This is a genomic window from Maritalea myrionectae DSM 19524, from assembly GCF_000423365.1.
GTDB lineage: Bacteria > Pseudomonadota > Alphaproteobacteria > Rhizobiales > Devosiaceae > Maritalea > Maritalea myrionectae.
This window is the reverse complement of record NZ_AUHV01000002.1, coordinates 238,434-255,829: the sequence shown is the minus strand read 5'-3', so window position 1 is coordinate 255,829 and position 17,396 is coordinate 238,434. Positions and strand designations below refer to the sequence as shown.

The 17,396-nt window shown below is 52.7% G+C and carries 12 protein-coding genes; 10 read left to right on the top strand and 2 right to left on the bottom strand.

Annotated elements, in window-relative coordinates; translation table 11 throughout:
* Nucleotides 1-8: 8 nt before the first annotated feature.
* The 10 genes from ccmI (at nucleotide 9) to G549_RS18445 (ending at nucleotide 12,781) form a co-directional block, all read left to right on the top strand.
* On the top strand, nucleotides 9-1,163 hold the full coding sequence (gene ccmI, locus G549_RS0101260; protein ID WP_036220755.1) for a c-type cytochrome biogenesis protein CcmI: 1,155 nt from the start codon (nucleotides 9-11) through the stop codon (nucleotides 1,161-1,163).
* Nucleotides 1,160-1,609 (top strand): cytochrome c maturation protein CcmE, encoded by a 450-nt coding sequence (ccmE, locus tag G549_RS0101255; RefSeq protein WP_027833509.1) that lies wholly within the window; start codon nucleotides 1,160-1,162, stop codon nucleotides 1,607-1,609. The genes ccmI and ccmE overlap by 4 nt, the downstream gene beginning before the upstream one ends.
* Before the next feature lie 8 nt (nucleotides 1,610-1,617).
* Nucleotides 1,618-3,597 carry a heme lyase CcmF/NrfE family subunit gene (locus G549_RS0101250; protein WP_027833508.1) on the top strand — a complete coding sequence of 660 codons (1,980 nt, stop codon included), beginning with the start codon at nucleotides 1,618-1,620 and terminating at the stop codon, nucleotides 3,595-3,597.
* Nucleotides 3,594-4,097 (top strand): cytochrome c-type biogenesis protein, encoded by a 504-nt coding sequence (locus tag G549_RS18450; RefSeq protein ID WP_051213096.1) that lies wholly within the window; start codon nucleotides 3,594-3,596, stop codon nucleotides 4,095-4,097. Before G549_RS0101250 ends, G549_RS18450 begins: the two co-directional genes overlap by 4 nt.
* On the top strand, nucleotides 4,057-5,289 hold the full coding sequence (locus G549_RS0101240; protein ID WP_027833507.1) for a bifunctional alpha/beta hydrolase/OsmC family protein: 1,233 nt from the start codon (nucleotides 4,057-4,059) through the stop codon (nucleotides 5,287-5,289). The genes G549_RS18450 and G549_RS0101240 overlap by 41 nt, the downstream gene beginning before the upstream one ends.
* Before the next feature lie 46 nt (nucleotides 5,290-5,335).
* On the top strand, nucleotides 5,336-6,085 hold the full coding sequence (locus G549_RS0101235; protein ID WP_036220753.1) for a sulfite exporter TauE/SafE family protein: 750 nt from the start codon (nucleotides 5,336-5,338) through the stop codon (nucleotides 6,083-6,085).
* Nucleotides 6,086-6,244: 159 nt separating this feature from the next.
* Complete coding sequence (locus G549_RS0101230; protein WP_036220749.1) at nucleotides 6,245-7,726, top strand: Do family serine endopeptidase; 1,482 nt, start codon at nucleotides 6,245-6,247, stop codon at nucleotides 7,724-7,726.
* Nucleotides 7,727-7,797: 71 nt separating this feature from the next.
* Entirely contained in the window at nucleotides 7,798-8,469 is a 672-nt protein-coding gene (locus tag G549_RS0101225) for a response regulator transcription factor (protein ID WP_036221085.1), read from the top strand.
* Complete coding sequence (locus tag G549_RS0101220) at nucleotides 8,462-9,901, top strand: sensor histidine kinase (RefSeq protein ID WP_027833503.1); 1,440 nt, start codon at nucleotides 8,462-8,464, stop codon at nucleotides 9,899-9,901. The genes G549_RS0101225 and G549_RS0101220 overlap by 8 nt, the downstream gene beginning before the upstream one ends.
* A gap of 3 nt (nucleotides 9,902-9,904) precedes the next feature.
* Entirely contained in the window at nucleotides 9,905-12,781 is a 2,877-nt protein-coding gene (locus tag G549_RS18445) for a bifunctional [glutamine synthetase] adenylyltransferase/[glutamine synthetase]-adenylyl-L-tyrosine phosphorylase (protein WP_051213093.1), read from the top strand.
* Between the two features lie 3 nt (nucleotides 12,782-12,784).
* Here G549_RS18445 and G549_RS0101210 read toward each other — a convergent pair whose 3' ends face one another.
* Nucleotides 12,785-14,035: a sensor histidine kinase gene (locus G549_RS0101210; protein WP_162889260.1), complete on the bottom strand. Its 1,251-nt coding sequence runs from the start codon at nucleotides 14,033-14,035 to the stop codon at nucleotides 12,785-12,787.
* 452 nt (nucleotides 14,036-14,487) lie between these two features.
* Complete coding sequence (gene pepN, locus G549_RS0101205; RefSeq protein WP_027833501.1) at nucleotides 14,488-17,130, bottom strand: aminopeptidase N; 2,643 nt, start codon at nucleotides 17,128-17,130, stop codon at nucleotides 14,488-14,490.
* Nucleotides 17,131-17,396 lie beyond the last annotated feature (266 nt).

Genomic DNA, 17,396 nt, shown 5'->3' with positions numbered 1-17,396 from the left:
CATAAAGGTTGTCCAAATTGAATTCGTTCTGGTTAACTGCAATCCTGCTCGCGTCCGTTGTGGCGCTGGTTTTGTTGATATCTTCACGGTCGCGCGGCCAAAAGCATGCTGCCGACCATGATGAAGATCACTCCACACAAAACGCAGACGCCGCATTCTATAAAAGCCAATTGAAGGCCTTGGAGACAGACAAGGAATCTGGGCTTCTGGATGACGAGCAATTCCGGGTTGCACGCGCAGAGCTTGCACGCGAAGCATTGGCGTCACAAAAGCAAGCGCAAAATAAGAATGCCCAGGGGCAGTGGTCCTTGGCTTATACGCTTGTCGCGCTAGTGGCATTTATGGCCATTGGTTTGGGCACCTATTATTATTTAGGAACGCCAGCGCTGAAGAATCAGCCCCTTGCCACCCGCTTGGCAGCCATTGAAAACTTGGATGTGGACGACGCCGTTGCCAAAATTGAAACGCAATTGCAAGCGACACCGGATGATATCCGCGGCTGGCGCGTGCTGGTGCCTGTATATGTGCGTCAAGGCGCCATCGATAAAGCCATTATTGCGTTTGAGAATATTGCGCGGATTGAGGGCGAAAATGCGGAAAACATCACGGATTTGGCCGAGGCACATCTGATGAAGGCTGACGGGAAACCCACACCCGAAGCGCTCGAGTTGCTGGAGAAAGCGACCAATCTTGATCCACGTCACGTGCGCTCCCGTTTTTATCTGGCAAATATTGCGCTAAACAATGACGAGTTTGAGCTGGCCAAGAAAAGATGGTTGGATATTTTGGAGTTGGCCGAAGGTGATGAGCCTTGGATTAGCTCGGCGCAAAATGGGCTTGCCGCCGCACGCGCAGGGCTGGGCGAGATCGGTCCATCGCAAGATGATGTTGCTGCAGCTGCTGAAATGGATGAAGCTGACCGCAATGAGATGATCGCCCAAATGGTCAAAGGCCTGGCGGAGAGGCTCTATGAAGACGGCGGGACTGTCGACGAATGGGCGCGCCTGATCCGATCACGAGTTGTATTGGGGCAACTTGATGTGGCCGAACAAGATATCGCGCGGGCACGCGCGGCCTTTGAAAACAATCAATCTAGCGCAGCGGCTTTAGAACAAGCGATAGCGCAGGACGTAGAACAAATCGAAAAGGATCAAAGCGAGTGACACGTAAGCAAAAGCGTTTGGCCATCATTGGTGGATTGTCAGCAGTTGTGCTGACGGCGGTCGTTTTTATTGCCATCGCCATGCGTGGCACGGCTTCCTTCTTTGTTGTTCCAAGTGAGATCAAATCGCAAAATATCGCGGTGGATCAAGCTGTGCGCCTTGGCGGGATTGTAAAGTCTGATAGCTGGGAGCAAGATGGCACATCGCATAATTTCCTGGTGACGGACTGTCAGGTCGATATTGCTGTGCACTTTAGTGGGATCGTGCCGGATTTGTTCCGGGAAGGTCAGGAAGTTATCGTCGAAGGGGCGATGACAAATGGGGGGCTGTTTGAAGCCACTAACGTGTTGGCCAAGCACGATGAAAACTACGTGCCTAAGGAAATGGTTGATAAATTTGAAGAGCAGGGGCTATGCCCCGGCCACACAGATCAGGCATCGGGATAAATATTATGTTGAGCATTGAACTGGGTCATTTTGCGCTTGTATTGGCCTTCGCGCTGGCCATTGTCCAGGTTGGGGTGGCCATTTATGCATGGCAACGTCCCAATGAAGGGGGCTATAGTTTTGTGCAACAAGCCAGCGGCTTGCAGTTTTTGCTGGTTTTATTGTCCTTTGCCGCCCTCGTCGTGGCGTTTGTCACATCTGATTTCTCACTGAAATTGGCTTATGAGCATTCGCATTCGCTGCAACCCACGCTTTATAAGTTCACTTCTGTCTGGGGCAATCACGAAGGCTCCATGCTCCTGTGGGTTTTGATCTTGACCCTGTTTGGCGCAGCTGTAGCCGTTGGTGGATCTAACTTGCCGAAGGCGACATTGAACCTTGTGCTTGGCAGCCAGGGCTTTCTGGTATTTGCCTTTATCGGGTTCACAATCTTTACGTCCAACCCATTTGAACGTTTGCCGGAGATGCCGCTTGAAGGGCGCGATCTAAATCCGATCTTGCAAGATATCGGCCTGGCGATCCATCCACCGTTGCTTTATCTCGGCTATGTTGGATTTTCCGTGTGTTTTTCATTCGCCATTGCGGCATTGATTTCGGGCAAAATTGACGCTGCATGGGCACGCTGGGTGCGGCCATGGACCATGCTGAGCTGGATTTTCCTCACCTTGGGCATCGCAATGGGATCTTATTGGGCTTATTACGAACTCGGCTGGGGCGGCTGGTGGTTCTGGGACCCCGTGGAAAATGCTTCCTTCATGCCTTGGCTTACCGGGACAGCTTTATTGCATTCTGCTTTGGTGATGGAAAAGCGCGGCGCACTTAAAATTTGGACAGTTCTGCTGGCCATCATCACCTTCTCCCTGAGCCTTTTGGGCACATTCTTGGTGCGGTCGGGCATTCTCACCTCCGTGCATTCATTTGCCACCGACCCGTCGCGTGGTTTGGTGATCTTGGGCATGTTGACCTTCTTCATCTGCGGCGCCTTTATCCTGTTCGCGTGGCGTGCACCTGCACTTAAAGCGGGCGGATTGTTCGCCCCGATTTCGCGCGAAGCCGCGCTCGTGTTCAACAATTTGTTCCTTGCTACCGCGACCATAGCGGTGTTGGTGGGCACACTTTATCCGTTGGCGCTGGACGCTTTCACCGGCATTAAGATCTCCGTTGGCGCGCCGTTCTTTGATCTTACCTTTGGCGCATTGATGGTGCCGCTCTTGTTGGTGCTGCCATTCGGGCCATTTTTGCCCTGGAAGCGCGCCAGCATTGCGCAGGCGAGTAAGCGGCTGTTTGGGGCCATCGTGTTGAGCTTTGTGTTGACGATTATCCTTGTCGCCTATTTGTGGGATGGCTTTAGCCTTACACCGTTGGGCATGCTGCTCGGATTTTGGGTGATCATCGGCTCGCTGGCCGATTTAGCCGAGCGGGCGAAACTCTTCAAGGTCGCACCTTCCGTCTCGTTGCGCCGCCTTGCTGGTTTGCCCAAAAATGCATGGTCGACCAGCTTCGCGCATATTGGCATGGGCCTCACTGTGTTGGGTGTGGTTTTGGTATCAGCTTATGAAACGGAAACCATCACAACGATGCAGCCGGGCGAGCAAATCGAAACCTATGGCTATTCAGTTCGGTTTGTAGAGGAAGTGGATCTAGCTGGACCAAACTTTACCTCCGAGACCGTAACCTTCGCTGTCGCACCTCTTGGCAAACGCGAAGACATGGTCTCATCCGAGAAGCGTACCTATCCTGCACGGCAAATGCCGACAACCGAGGCGGGGATTAAAACCTTTGGTCTATCGCAGGTCTATATTTCTATTGGCGACCGTGTGGGCGAAAATGGGCGCGTTGTGAGGATATGGACCAAGCCATGGATTCTGCTGATTTGGCTGGGTTGTCTGGTCATGGCCGCCGCTGGCACTTATTCGCTGACGGACAGAAAATACCGCATTGCCGCTCCGAATCTTGTTCAAAAACAATCGGTTGGAGCTGCAAAATGAATCGGTTTCTGATGATCTTGATTCTAATTGTGAGCTTCGTGCCGCAAGGCTTCGCGGTGCAACCCGATGAAGTGTTGGACGACCCGGTCCTTGAGGAGCGTGCCCGTGACATCTCTGAGGGGTTGCGGTGCTTGGTGTGTCAAAACCAATCGATTGACGATAGCGATGCCGACTTGGCTCGCGACCTGCGCATTGTCGTGCGGGAGCGTTTAGTCGCGGGCGACAGCAATGACGAGGTCGTCGATTATGTGGTCGCGCGCTATGGCGAGTTTGTGCTGCTCAAACCGACCTTTTCGGGCCACAATTTAGTCTTGTGGATTGCGGCACCTCTTATATTTGTGATTGGCCTTGTGATCTTGTTTGTTGTTTCAATGCGGCAACGCAAAGTGTCAAATGCTGCAGCCATGACGCCTGAAGAAGAGCAGGTTTTGGCTGAACTAACAGAAAGCGAGACAGATAGTGCCAACAAAGATCAAACCAGCCGCCAGTCAGCGGATTGAATTTGAAAACAGTCGTGGCATTAAAATTGCCGCCGCGCTGGATGTGCCGAAATCGACAATTCGTGCCTACGCAGTCTTTGCTCATTGCTTTTCGTGCTCCAAGGATTTTGCTGCCAGTCGTCACATTGCAAATGCTTTAAAAAATGCGGGTATTGCGGTCCTGCGCATTGATTTTACAGGCCTCGGCCATTCTGACGGTGAGTTCTCGAACTCCAACTTTTCGACCAATCTTGAAGATTTGCAGGCCGCGTGCGCCTGGTTGTCCGAACATCACCAGCCCCCGCAAATGCTGATCGGTCATTCCTTAGGCGGCACAGCAGCGTTGATGGCAGCGTTGGATATGTCCAACATCAAGGCGGTGGCCACCATCGGTGCACCAGCGGCGCCAGATCATGTGCTGAATCTTTTGGGCGATAAGCGCGAAGCGATCACGCGCGACGGTGAAGCCGAAGTTCTGCTCGGCGGGCGCCCCTTCACCATTCGCCGCCAGTTTGTGGACGATGTCAACGCTTTCGACCTGCCCAAGCGCTTGCCCGATTTACGCGCTGATTTGCTGATTTGTCACAGCCCAATTGATGCGGTGGTCGGTATAGAAAATGCTCAAGACATTTTCATTGCCGCGCGTCACCCCAAAAGCTTTGTCTCGCTCGATCAAGCGGATCACTTGCTGTCCAAACCCGAAGACGCAGCCTATTTGGCAGGCGTGGTTTCCGCATGGGCCGCGAGACACTTCCCCAGCCCGGACAAATATTACGAAGATGCTGGACACATCATCGCCGCGGAGAGCGGCGAGGGGCCATTGCACCTCAATGTGAATGCGGCTGGACACGCGTTGCAGATTGACGAACCCGAATCCGTTGGCGGGACCGACCGTGGACCATCGCCCTACGACTTGCTCGGGGCCGCGCTGGGTGGGTGCACCACCTTGACCCTGCGGCTTTATGCCAATCGCAAAAAGCTCGACGTTGAGCACATCGAAACCTACGTCGACCATGAAAAGCGTCATGTGAACGATTGTGAAGATTGCGAGGATGGCAAAAAGCGAATTGACCATTTTGATCGCAAAATCAAAATTGTCGGCGACATCACGCCCGAACAACGCCAACGGATGCTGGAAATCGCTGATATGTGCCCAGTGCACAAGACATTGGAACAGCAATCACATATCAGCACGGCGCTCATAGACGACTAGCCAATCTTGTCATGCCAGACGCTTCGGGATAAAAAGCGCCATGGATATGTTCATGGCGCTCCTGCCATCCGATTTGGCACCGTCTTTCTCGTTGCTATTGATCTTTGCAAGCTTTTTCACATCAGCCACCACAGCGGCGTTTGGCCTTGGCGGCGGCGCGATGTTGATTGCCCTGATGACGACGGTGATGAATCCGCTGATCGCCGTGCCGGTGCATGGCGCCGTTCAGCTCGGCAGCAATGGCGGCCGTGCAATGGTCCGTTTCCCCCACATTGTCTGGCCATTTTTCATTTGGTTTTGCATTGGCAGTGCCCTTGGCGTCGCCATAGGCGGACAGATCGCGCATCTTTTGCCCGAAAACTTGTTTCGCGGACTGATCGGGCTGTTCCTCATCTATATCGCTTGGGGCCCGAAGCTAAAAGCGGTGCTTACTTCATCTCCCCTGACAGCATTGACCGGCACGGTGACCGCCACTATCGGCATGATTACAGGTGTGTCCGGCCCGTTGGTGATCGGCTTTTTGCAAGGCTTGGCAGATCGCCGCGCAATCATCGCCACCCATGCCGCGTTGATGACCGTGCAAAACATATTGAAACTGGCCGCGTTCACGCTTTTGGGCTTCCAGTTCGCGACGTACTTGCCCCTTATTCTCATGATGGTCGCGACGGGTTTTTTGGGCACACTTGTGGGGTCAAAAATGTTGGATGGTCTGTCGGAACAAATCTTTCGCAAAATCTTTAAGCTGATACTGACGATTTTGGCGCTGTGGCTGCTGGCGCAAACCATTTTGGCCTAGCCGCCTCGAGTGCCAAAGAATACGACAAGAATATGCCATTGTTTGCCATAGTTTAGCCTGCAACATTACAAAAATTTAATCTTCATGTAATCATGTCGCAAGGCGCACTTCTCCATATTGGCGGGCATAGCAATTCCAATCCCGATAAGGAGGATTTTGATGCAATCAGTATCAAAGACCAAACGTAACAGTTTTGCAGCAATTGCTGCCGCTGCGTTGATTTCAACCAGCGCGATTGCCACTGGTGTGCTTTCGACAGCGCCAGCCAATGCCCAGATCTCCATTGAGAATGTGGCCCCCTTTAGTTTTGCAGACCTGGTGGAAACAGTTAGCCCCGCTGTGGTGTCCATCCGAGTAAAAACCCGCATCGAACAAGCCCGTGGCCCTATGGGCAATCGTGAAGGTTTCCGTATGCCTGATTTGCCCGAAGGGCACCCGTTCGAGGATTTCTTCAAGCAGTTTGAAGACCGCCGCGGTGATCGTGATCGCCCGCGCGAGCGGTTCGGCCAAGCCGTTGGCTCAGGCTTTGTGATTTCAGCAGACGGTTTTGTGGTCACCAACAACCACGTAATTGAAGATGCTGAAGAAGTGATGGTGGTGATGGACAACGGCGACGAGATGATCGCCAATATTGTTGGCACCGACCCGCGCACGGATTTGGCCTTGCTGAAAATTGAAGCGGCCAGCGACATGCAATTTGTCGAATTTTCCGACAATGAAGCCCGCGTGGGTGACTGGGTTGTCGCCATTGGTAACCCGTTTGGCCTTGGCGGCACAGTAACGGCTGGTATCGTTTCAGCCCGTGGCCGTGACATCAATGCCAATGCCTATGATGACTTTATTCAAATTGACGCGGCGGTAAACCGCGGTAACTCTGGCGGTCCGGCATTTGATACAACCGGTAAAGTGGTTGGCGTGAACACCGCTATCTTCTCACCAAGTGGCGGCAATGTTGGCATCGCATTCGCCATTCCCGCTTCAACGGTCAAACAAGTTGTGTTTGATTTGATGGACGACGGCAATGTCACCCGCGGTTATCTTGGCGTATCCATCCAGAACGTCTCAAAAGACATCGCGGATAGTGTTGGCTTGGATAAGGCCCGTGGCGCGTTGGTCACCGAACCGGCTCCAGATAGCCCTGCACAAAAAGCAGGTATTGAGTCCGGCGACATCATCACGTCTGTGAATGGCGAGGATATGGACGATGCACGCGACCTGTCGCGAACAATCGCCGAATTTTCACCAGGCACAACGGTAGAAATCGGTATCTGGCGCAACGGTGAATCAATTGAGTTGCGTGTTGAATTGGCCCGTTTGGAAGATGAGCAGGCGATCAATGACGAGGAAGAAACACCTCAGATTGAGCCATCAGAGCCACACGACACCTCAACTGGGTTGTCATTGATGCCGAACGATGATGGCGATGGCCTGATGATCGTGGACATTGACCCTGAAAGCCGTGCTGTCGAAAAAGGGTTTGCCCCGGGCGACATCGTGCTTGAAGCCAATGGCGAGCCAGTGAACACGATCGCGGATTTTGAGACTCAGATCGAGAATGTGCAAGAAGCAGGACGTTCAACGATCTTGGTCAAAGTGGCCCGCGAAGGTGTTACACGCTTCGTCGGTCTTGCGATTGAATAAAGTTTAAGCCAACATCTGTCGCGCCCATGGGCGCGGCAGATAATATTTCATCGAGTATCGGACGTAGCGCTATGAAGGTTTTGTTGATTGAAGATGATCGTGACGCTGCGAATTATATGATTCAGGCACTCGATGAGGTGGGTCATGTGACGCACCACGCCGCTGACGGGGAAACCGGTTACGCCATGGCATCATCGATGGACTATGATGTTTTGATTGTGGATCGCATGTTGCCCCGTCGCGATGGCCTGTCCATCATCGAATCTCTACGCGCCGAAAACAACACAACCCCCGCGCTTATTCTTTCCGCCTTGGGTGCCGTGGATGACCGCGTACAAGGTCTGCGCTCGGGCGGTGATGACTATCTGACAAAGCCTTACGCATTTTCTGAATTGCTGGCCCGCATTGAAGTGTTGGCCCGTCGCGCATCTCCGGCGGAGGCCGCCACTACTTATCAGGTGGGCGATCTGACCTTGGACCGTCTCTCGCGCAATGTGGAGCGGTCGGGTGAGGCCATCACCTTGCAGCCGCGTGAATTTCGTCTGCTGGAATATTTGATGAAACATGCGGGCCAAGTGGTCACCCGTACCATGCTGCTCGAAAATGTGTGGGACTATCATTTTGATCCACAAACCAACGTGATCGATGTGCATATGTCTCGCCTACGCACCAAAATTGATAAGGGCAAAGCCCAACAATTGCTTCATACCATTCGCGGCGCAGGATATATGATCCGTGAATAGAATTTGGCGTATCTGGAAAACAACGACCTTTAGGCAAAGTGGCTTCTTCGTGCTGCTCTTTGTGTTGTTTTCAGTGTTTATCCTTGGCTATATCGCCTATCAAACCAGCATTCTTATCCAACAGCAGCAAATTGGGGCGATCGACCGTGAGTTGGGGCAGCTAAACCGCACCTATCAGCGCTCTGGTACGCCGGGGCTTATCCGTGGCGTGCAGCGCATGGCGGATCGGCCGGGGCCGGGCATTTATTACGTTGCTGATCCCACTGGCCAGCAACTGGCAGGCAACGTGGATCAAATACCCACCTTTGTGTTGCAGACGCCGGGCATTCACAGTTTCCGCTATGAGGTTGAAGAGCCGTGGTCCACTGAGCAAAACGACAATGATGATGAACGCCGCGAGCGTGACAAGCGCGAGGAGCGGCCGGACCGTGGCCTTGCGCTGGTCAAAAGCTTTCAATTGCCCTCAGGCTTTTATCTGGTGGTCGGGCGCGACATTGAAGAACGTCGCGGGTTCAGTGCGATTATTTTTGAGGCATTTGGTTGGGGCGTTCTCTGGATCATCATATTGTCGGTGTTGCTTGGCACGCTGCTGGCCCGCAATATTTTGCGCCGTCTGGATATGATTTCCGCCGCCTCGAAAAAAATCATGACGGGTGATTTGGCCGAGCGGCTACCACTGACCAAACGCAATGATGAATATGACCGCGTGTCGAAAAATCTCAATGAGATGCTTGATCGAATTGAAAATCTGATGGCCGGCCTCAAAGAGGTGACGGACAATGTGGCGCACGATTTGAAAACGCCACTCACGCGTCTGCGCAATAAGGTCGAGCGGGCGTTGCAGCATGATGATGATCCGGAACAAATGCGCAAGGCGCTCCAAGCGACCATTGACGAAAGCGACCAATTGATCCGCACTTTCAACGCGCTGTTGTTGATCGCCCGTGTCGAAGCGGGCGCGCCTGATGGCTCATTTGAACCTGTGGCGATTGATCAGATCATTGAAGATATTGTCGATTTATATCAACCCGTTGCCGAAGATTCCGGAATCGAATTATCCACCGATCTGGCGACAGTACCTCACGTCAAAGCCAGCCGTGAACTGATCGGGCAAGCCATCGTTAATCTGGTTGAAAATGCAATCAAATACGCCAAGGGAGCGAAAGGCACGCCGAGGATTGAGATTGGCCTTGAACAGCATGCCGAATACATCCGAATTTGTGTGAGCGACAACGGCACAGGCATTCCGGAAAAGGACCGTCAACGGGTGCTGGAGCGGTTTGTGCGGCTGGAGGCGAGCCGATCTGAAACCGGGTCTGGATTGGGGCTTTCTTTGGTTTCTGCCGTTGCAAGATTGCATAAAGGCACGCTAGAAATAAAGGACAATGATCCGGGCACAAAAGTGCTGATCACCCTGCCAAAGGAAAGCTAATATATGTCCAAACCGCTGATGGCCGAATTGAAACCCCTTCGCTTCAATGTTGGCTCTGCGGAAGAATTCGACACCTGGCAAGATGCACATGGTGCCGATCTAAGTGCTGATGTGAAAGCATTTTTGGCGCCAGTGTTTGCGGCCTCGCCATTTTTGCTGGATTGCGCCCATCAGGAAGCCGAGTGGCTGGTGACCGCTTTGGCAGAACCCTTCGACCAAACCATCAAGGATTTGCTTGCCGACACCGATCAACTCGGCCAAACGCTCGATGAACACGAACTTTCCCGCGCATTGCGGCAGAACAAGCGCCGGCTGGCGCTGATTGCTGCACTGGCTGAAATCGGGCAGGCGACACGCACATCGACAACAACCAGTGCGCTCGCTTTGTTTGCTGATCGCGCTTTAGATGCGATCCTAGATTTTCTGGCCCGCGATTTGGCAGAGCAGGGCAAGTTTGAACTCACTAAAGACAAGCGCCCCTCCAGCCAGCTTGGCATTTGTATTTTCGCTTTGGGCAAGCACGGTGGCCTTGAGCTCAACTATTCTTCTGACATTGATATTGTTGTTTTCTTCGATCCCGATCGCTCACCGATTATTGAAGATCCGCGTCACGGGCGCATCTATGAGAAAATTGTGCGGCAATTGGTGGCGTTGATGCAGGATCGCGACGAGCATGGTTATGTGTTCCGCACGGACCTTCGCCTGCGGCCCGATCCCGGTTCAACGCCAGCGATTATTTCCACCCGCGCCGCGATGACCTATTACGAAAGCCGGGGGCAAAACTGGGAGCGTGCAGCATGGATCAAGGCGCGACCATGCGCGGGTGATCTTGAGGCAGGCGACGCCTTTTTGGCAGAACTCACCCCCTTTATCTGGCGCAAACATCTCGATTACGCGACCATTGACGATATTCGGGCCATCAAGCGCCAGATCAATGTCGCCAAAAACATTGTTGGTCGCGAGGTATATGGCCACAACGTCAAGCTCGGCTTTGGCGGTATTCGCGAGATTGAGTTCTTCGCCCAAACCCAACAGCTTATCGCAGGCGGTCGCGAACCCGGATTGCGGACCAGATCAACTGGCGACACGCTCGAGGCGTTGGCGAGTTGCAATTGGATATCCAAGACCATCGCAGATGAGTTGGAGAAAAACTATTGGTTTTTGCGCGCCGTTGAAAATCGGGTGCAAATGCTGCGTGATGAGCAAACCCACCAATTGGGAGAGAATGATCAAGCCATTGCCCCGATTGCCTCTTTGATGAATTTCGAAGATGTGTCGTCGTTTAAATCCGCCTACCAAGATTGTCTGGTGCGGGTGGTTGGTCATTATGGTGAGTTGTTCTCCGATGATGGCGACGAGCAATTGGTGCAAAAGCTGGTTTTCACCGGCAGCGACGACGATCCAGACACGTGGCAGGCCCTGTCGGACATGGGTTTTCGTGACCCCAGCAGCGCCATCACCACGATCAAAAAATGGCATTATGCCAGCTATGCCGCCACGCGGGCCGATAAGGCGCGACAGAACCTGACGGCGCTGGTGCCGCATCTTTTGCAGTCTTTGTCCAATGCCCGCAACGCCGATGAGGCGCTAAATCGATTTGATATCTTCTTGTCCAAATTGCCCGCTGGCGTGCAGCTTTTCGCGCTGCTGCGCAACAATGAACGTTTGCGCCATTTGCTGGTCGATTTTATGGCATCGGCGCCGCGCATGACCGACGCAATCTTGCGGCGCGTGCATATTGTTGATGGGTTGATTGATCCTGCCTTTTATGACGAAATCCCCACCGTTGCTGCATTGACCCAAAAGGCCAATGACTTTTTGGGTGAGGCCCGCAACTATGAAGACCTGATCGATCGCTCACGCATTTTTGGCCAGGAGCAGATCTTCCTGACCAGTGCCGGGCTTATCGCGGGTACGGTGACGCCGGAACAAGCCACCGAACAATTTTCCGCGCTGGCGCAAAACCTGATGGAATGGCTGTTTGAGGGCGTGCGTAAGGAGTTTGAGTATAAGCACGGCAAAGTGCCCGGTGCGCAGGTGGCGCTGCTGGCCTTCGGCAAATTGGCAAGTGCTGAAATGTCCGCGACGTCTGATCTTGACTTCATTTTGCTCTATGACGCGCCAAAAGGAACTGAAGGGTCTGATGGTCAGCGTCCGTTGGAAACGCCCCACTATTTCACCCGTCTGACCCAGCGCCTCGTCGCTGCGCTTTCAGCGCCGACAGCGGAGGGCGTGCTTTATGAGACGGATATGCGCCTGCGTCCATCCGGCAATGCCGGACCATTGGCCACCAGCTTTGCTGGCTTTGATCGCTATCAACATGAACAGGCGTGGACGTGGGAGCACATGGCGCTGTCCCGCGCTCGTGTGGTTTTTGCCGACGGCGATCTGGGCGATCGGATACACACAGTGATATCAGACGCACTCATTGCCCCACGCGACAAAGATCAGCTGGTTAAAGATGTGTGGGATATGCGCGGCCGCATTGAAAAGGACCGCCAAGCCAAGTCCACTTGGGATCTTAAACTGGCCATCGGCGGGGTTATTGATTTGGAGTTTATCGCCCAATTCGCGCAACTGGCTTTTGGTGATCAGTTAGACGTGCCACAAGCACCTCCGGCGCGGGTATTTGAGCGGCTTTCGGAAACAGAACTCTTGCCTGAAGCGGTGGAGCTTAAAGAGATTCACGCCGAATATAGCGCGGTCCTGCAATTAATGAGCGCATGTCTCAATGATCCATTGAAGGTGGACACGTGGAGTGAAGGTTTTAGAGAGCTTTTGATCCGTGTAACCCACTTCCCCTCATTGGAGGCATTGGAAACAGATTTGAAGGCAAAGCAACAGCGCGTGCGTCAATTGATGGAACAGTTTGTGGTTTAGCCCTTAGGCCACGTGATCAAGTGCAGTTTCAGCAACGACTTCATATTTTGGCAGGCTGATCAACACGGTGGTGCCGATGCCCACCGCGCTGTCGATATGAATGCGTCCGCCACTTAGTTCAGCGATGGCGCGAGCAGTGGAGATGCCTAAGCCAAGTGAATTCTGTTCTTTCGCGAAGGCCGCTTCACCCAGAACAAATGGTTGGTTGAGCAAAGCCATGCGTTCGTGGGGAATACCGATCCCCGTATCAGTCACTTCGATGATGATGCCGTCGGCCCCATCCCATGAATTGACGGCGATCTTGCCGCCTTTGGGCGTAAACTTTACTGCATTGTCCAAAATATTGCCCAGCATGCGGCCCATAAGGTTCTTGTCCGCAAACACACTGCCATTGGCACTGGCAAAATCAACAAACTCAACACCGATACGGTCGGCGCGGGCTTTATATTTTGCGGTTTGTGACTTCAACAAATCATCAACAGCCAGTGGTTCTTCGTTTTGTGCGGTTTGGCCGGATTCAAGTTCAGAAAGCTGAAGAATGGCGGCAAATGAGTCCAGCAATGCTTCGCCGGATCTCTTGATGTCACCGAGATAACCAATATAGCGCTTGTCGCCAAGCGGACCGAATGGCTCATGCTGCACCAGGTCAGCAAATCCGATGATGTGGTTGAGGGGGGTGCGCATATCGTGGCTTAGATGCGCCAAGAAAGATGTTTTGGAGCGGCTGGCGGCTTCTGCAGCCAATTTGTCTGCAGTGCACTGGCGGATCAGTTTTTGCCGTTCTTTTTCCAGTGAATTATTGTCGTGCTTTGCCCGCACTTCTTCGGAAATGTCGGTGATGATGGTCACAAAATTGCGCTTGGCTTGGGCAATATCTTCGATGCGAATATGTCGGCCATCCAGGCATGCCGCCGTGGCAATGCGGTGATCTTCCATGTCGCAAACAGTTTCAAACCGGTTGGGATTTGCGGCCATCGACATGATGTTGGTGAACTTACGGCCACGCAATTTGGTGCCGGTTGAAAGGCCCATCATGTCGCGGTAGGCGTGGTTGTGCCAGAGCAAATTGCCGTCGCGATCCCAATAGGCGATGCCGTGGGGCAAATTGTTCAACGCCCGCAACAGCTCTTTGTCCTCATTGGTTTCGTGAATGCGCATTAAATATTCGAGTTGCTGCCGCTCATCTTGCGCACTCATCCGCAAAAGAGCGATGCCGCCGAGGGCGCTCAATGTGCCCACCGCAAACAACTGCATGCCAACGCCCATCCCGTTGGTAAAAAATACCGCGCCGAGCACGGCAATAAACCATGCCAGCGCGAGTTTTCTCGTTGTTGGAACGAGAGATTTTGGGGGACGAATTGCGGTGTGAGGAGGGGGCGCAATCACTTTCTTTGTGCCAGCTTCAGTGAGCAAAGATTTGGTGTTTTTGTGCGGATGTCCAAAGGCAGCAGAAGATCTCTTTTTCAGGTTTTTCAATCGCTTGTAAAGCTTATTAAAGAATCCTGTCCCGACTGCGTCGGATGTCTCCATCGACAACATTTGAACTCTCCAAAGATTTTAAAAAGTGCCCCCAAAGAGCATCAAATTGCCCTTCGATAGAACCAATTTGAATCAAAAAAAGGGGCCTTGTCGACCCCTTTAGAGTAGGCAAATTTTGCCCTTGTAAAAACCGTGAGTCTTTTGAATCACTTATCGGGGAAAATATTTTAGCCCGCTAATGTTTTGTTCACCATTTCAGATAGGTTTGGCGAAATGCTTTCCTCATCTTTCATTCTTTCAAGCGCCTTCCGGGCGGCATTTTGGCGATTTGATTCGTAATTCCGCCAAATTCTGAACGCCACCGCAAAACGGCCCGCGACCTGCGGGTTGAACTTGTCGATTTTCAAAATCGTGTCGGCGACGAGGTCGAAGCCCGCGCCATCTTCGCGCGCGAACTGGGTCGGATTGCCTTGAATGAAACTGCCCACGAGTGAGCGCACCCTGTTGGGGGTCTCAAGTGAGAACCGTTCGTCTTCCATCAACATCTTGATCCGATCAATTGCGCGGTTGTCGTCAATTGATGCACTCAGGCCGAGCCACTTATCATAAACCGTCATCGGCTCTGCATAGTTTGCCTTAAAGTGCTCGAGCAGTTCTTCGGCGCGTTCCGGCGCGTATGCACAAATGATCGCCAAGGCCGCCTGCCGATCCGTCATATTTTGTGCCGCTTGGTAATGGCTTTCCACCATTTCAAAAATCTGCTTGTCCTCTAATGCCGCGAGCAGTGCCAACGATTGAATGCGCAGGGCACGCAAGCCAGACTGTTTTGCGTCCGGCTTGTACGTCTCAGGCAGTTTTACAGCAGAATATAGCGTGACCAGCTGACCACGTAGGCTGTTTGCCACCAATTGCACCGCTTGGCGTCTCACTTGCTTAATGCGTTCCGGGTGGATGTTCTTGCCCAGCCGTTGGGCAAAATCCTGGTAGGTCGGCAGTTTTAAGCAAAGTGCCTTGAACGAGGGAGAAAGCTCCTGGCTTTCCAGTGTTTGGCTCAGGGCGGACGCAACCTTTTCGAGGTTGTCTTCATCCAGATTTGGCCCGTCTTGCGCCATAGATGGCGTTACAATATTCAAGATGGCCGATTGCAGGCTTTCCCAACGGTTGAAGGGATCGCCATCCAATCTCGCGCGATGTAAGTCTTCCTCAAGCGGCGCACGCGTTTGCACCGAAACGGGCGCCGAAAACTCTCTAAACAGCGACAATACGGGCGCGCTTGAAACGCCATGAATCGTGATGCTCGCTTCACTTTGATCCAGCACGATCAAATCGTCATGGACTTCAGCGCCTTCCGCGCGCTCCCATGACAAGTCTTCGCCATTGCTTGAAACCAAACCAAACTTGATCGGCAGCACCATGGGCGACTTTTCACTGTCCCCTGGCGTGGAAGGCACATTTTGCGTGAGGTTAAGCGTGAGCACTTTCTCGTCCGCATCATAGGCGCTGCTATAGGTCACCTCTGGACGACCCGCCTGCGTATACCATTTCTGGAACTGGCTCAGATCGCGCTCGCTCACATCCTCAAAGCATTTGATAAACTGTTCGATGGTTGCCGCATCTCCATCATGGCGGTCCAAATATAAATCGACGCCCTTATGAAAGGTTTCCTTGCCCAGCAAGGTCATCAACATGCGCACCACTTCGGCGCCTTTTTCATAAACAGTCGTCGTATAGAAATTATCGATCTGCTCATATTGGCTCGGGCGCGGCGGATGGGCGAGGGGGCCGCTATCTTCGATAAATTGAGACTGGCGCAAACCCTTCACATCATCGATGCGCTCCACATCCCGGAAACGTTCATCCGAGGAAAACTCTTGATCGCGGAAAACGGTCAGGCCCTCTTTCAAGCACAATTGGAACCAGTCGCGACAAGTGACTCTGTTGCCGGTATAATTGTGGAAATATTCATGGGCGATAATGCGCTCGATAAGGGCATAATCTTCGTCGGTCGCCGTGGCAGGATCAGCCAAAACAAAGCGGTCATTGAAAATGTTCAGGCCTTTGTTTTCCATGGCGCCGGCATTAAAATCGCTCACGGCAACAATGTTGAAAACGTCCAAATCATATTCACAGCCAAACCTGTCTTCGTCCCATTTCATGGAGCGGACAAGCGCATCCATGGCATAGGTGCAAAGTTCAGCCTTGCCCGGTTCGGCATAGATGTTGAGATCAACTTTTTTGCCGGATTTTGTGGTGAACTTTTCTGAGATATGATCGAGGTTGCCCGCCACCATCGCAAACAAATAGCTCGGCTTCGGGTGCGGGTCGTGCCATTCGGCAAAATGCCGATTGTTGCTCATCTCACCGCGATCAACCGGATTGCCGTTGGATAGCAGCACAGGCGCCAGATCTTTGTCAGCCACCATCTTTACGGTGAACACCGACATGACATCAGGGCGATCCAGGAAATAGGTGATGCGCCGAAACCCTTCAGCTTCGCATTGGGTGCACCAGTTGCCCGAAGAGCGGTAAAGCCCTTCAAGGCTTTTATTTTTCTCTGGTTCAACGTCCACAACTGTGCTCAGCACAAAGCTCTCGGGCGGGGCCAGCAGCACGAGGCCTTTGTCACTCAGCTCATATTGACCAGCGCCCAAAACCTCGTCGCCAATGGCAATCGAGACCAATTCGATGTGCTCGCCATCCAGCTCAAGCGGCGCGTCTTCTGCGGCACCAGCACGGCGTTCGATGTGCAAATCTGTCGTGATACGTGTTCGTTCGGGGGCGAAGTCGATCCACATCTCCGTTTTCGGAATAAGGTAATCGCTCGGCTTATAGTCTTCTAAATAAACGTTTTTTTGCTCTTCGCTGCGCATGTTTCTTATCCGGTTGTGGGTGGGGCGATGCTCAATAATGGAACATTTTGTCGCACTGTTGCATGAAGGCAACAGCCACGAATCGTGTTTGGCGATATTCTGAACGGCTGGGTCGCAATTGCCTAGCGCCTAATCTTAAAGGTTCACCATGTTAAATTCTATTTTTAATTGGTTCGAGCGGATTTATCCGCCGACCGAGCTTGCAAAAAATCCGCACCCACCGCAAGGGGTGAAGGATTTCTATATTTATTTCTTAACGCAATTCC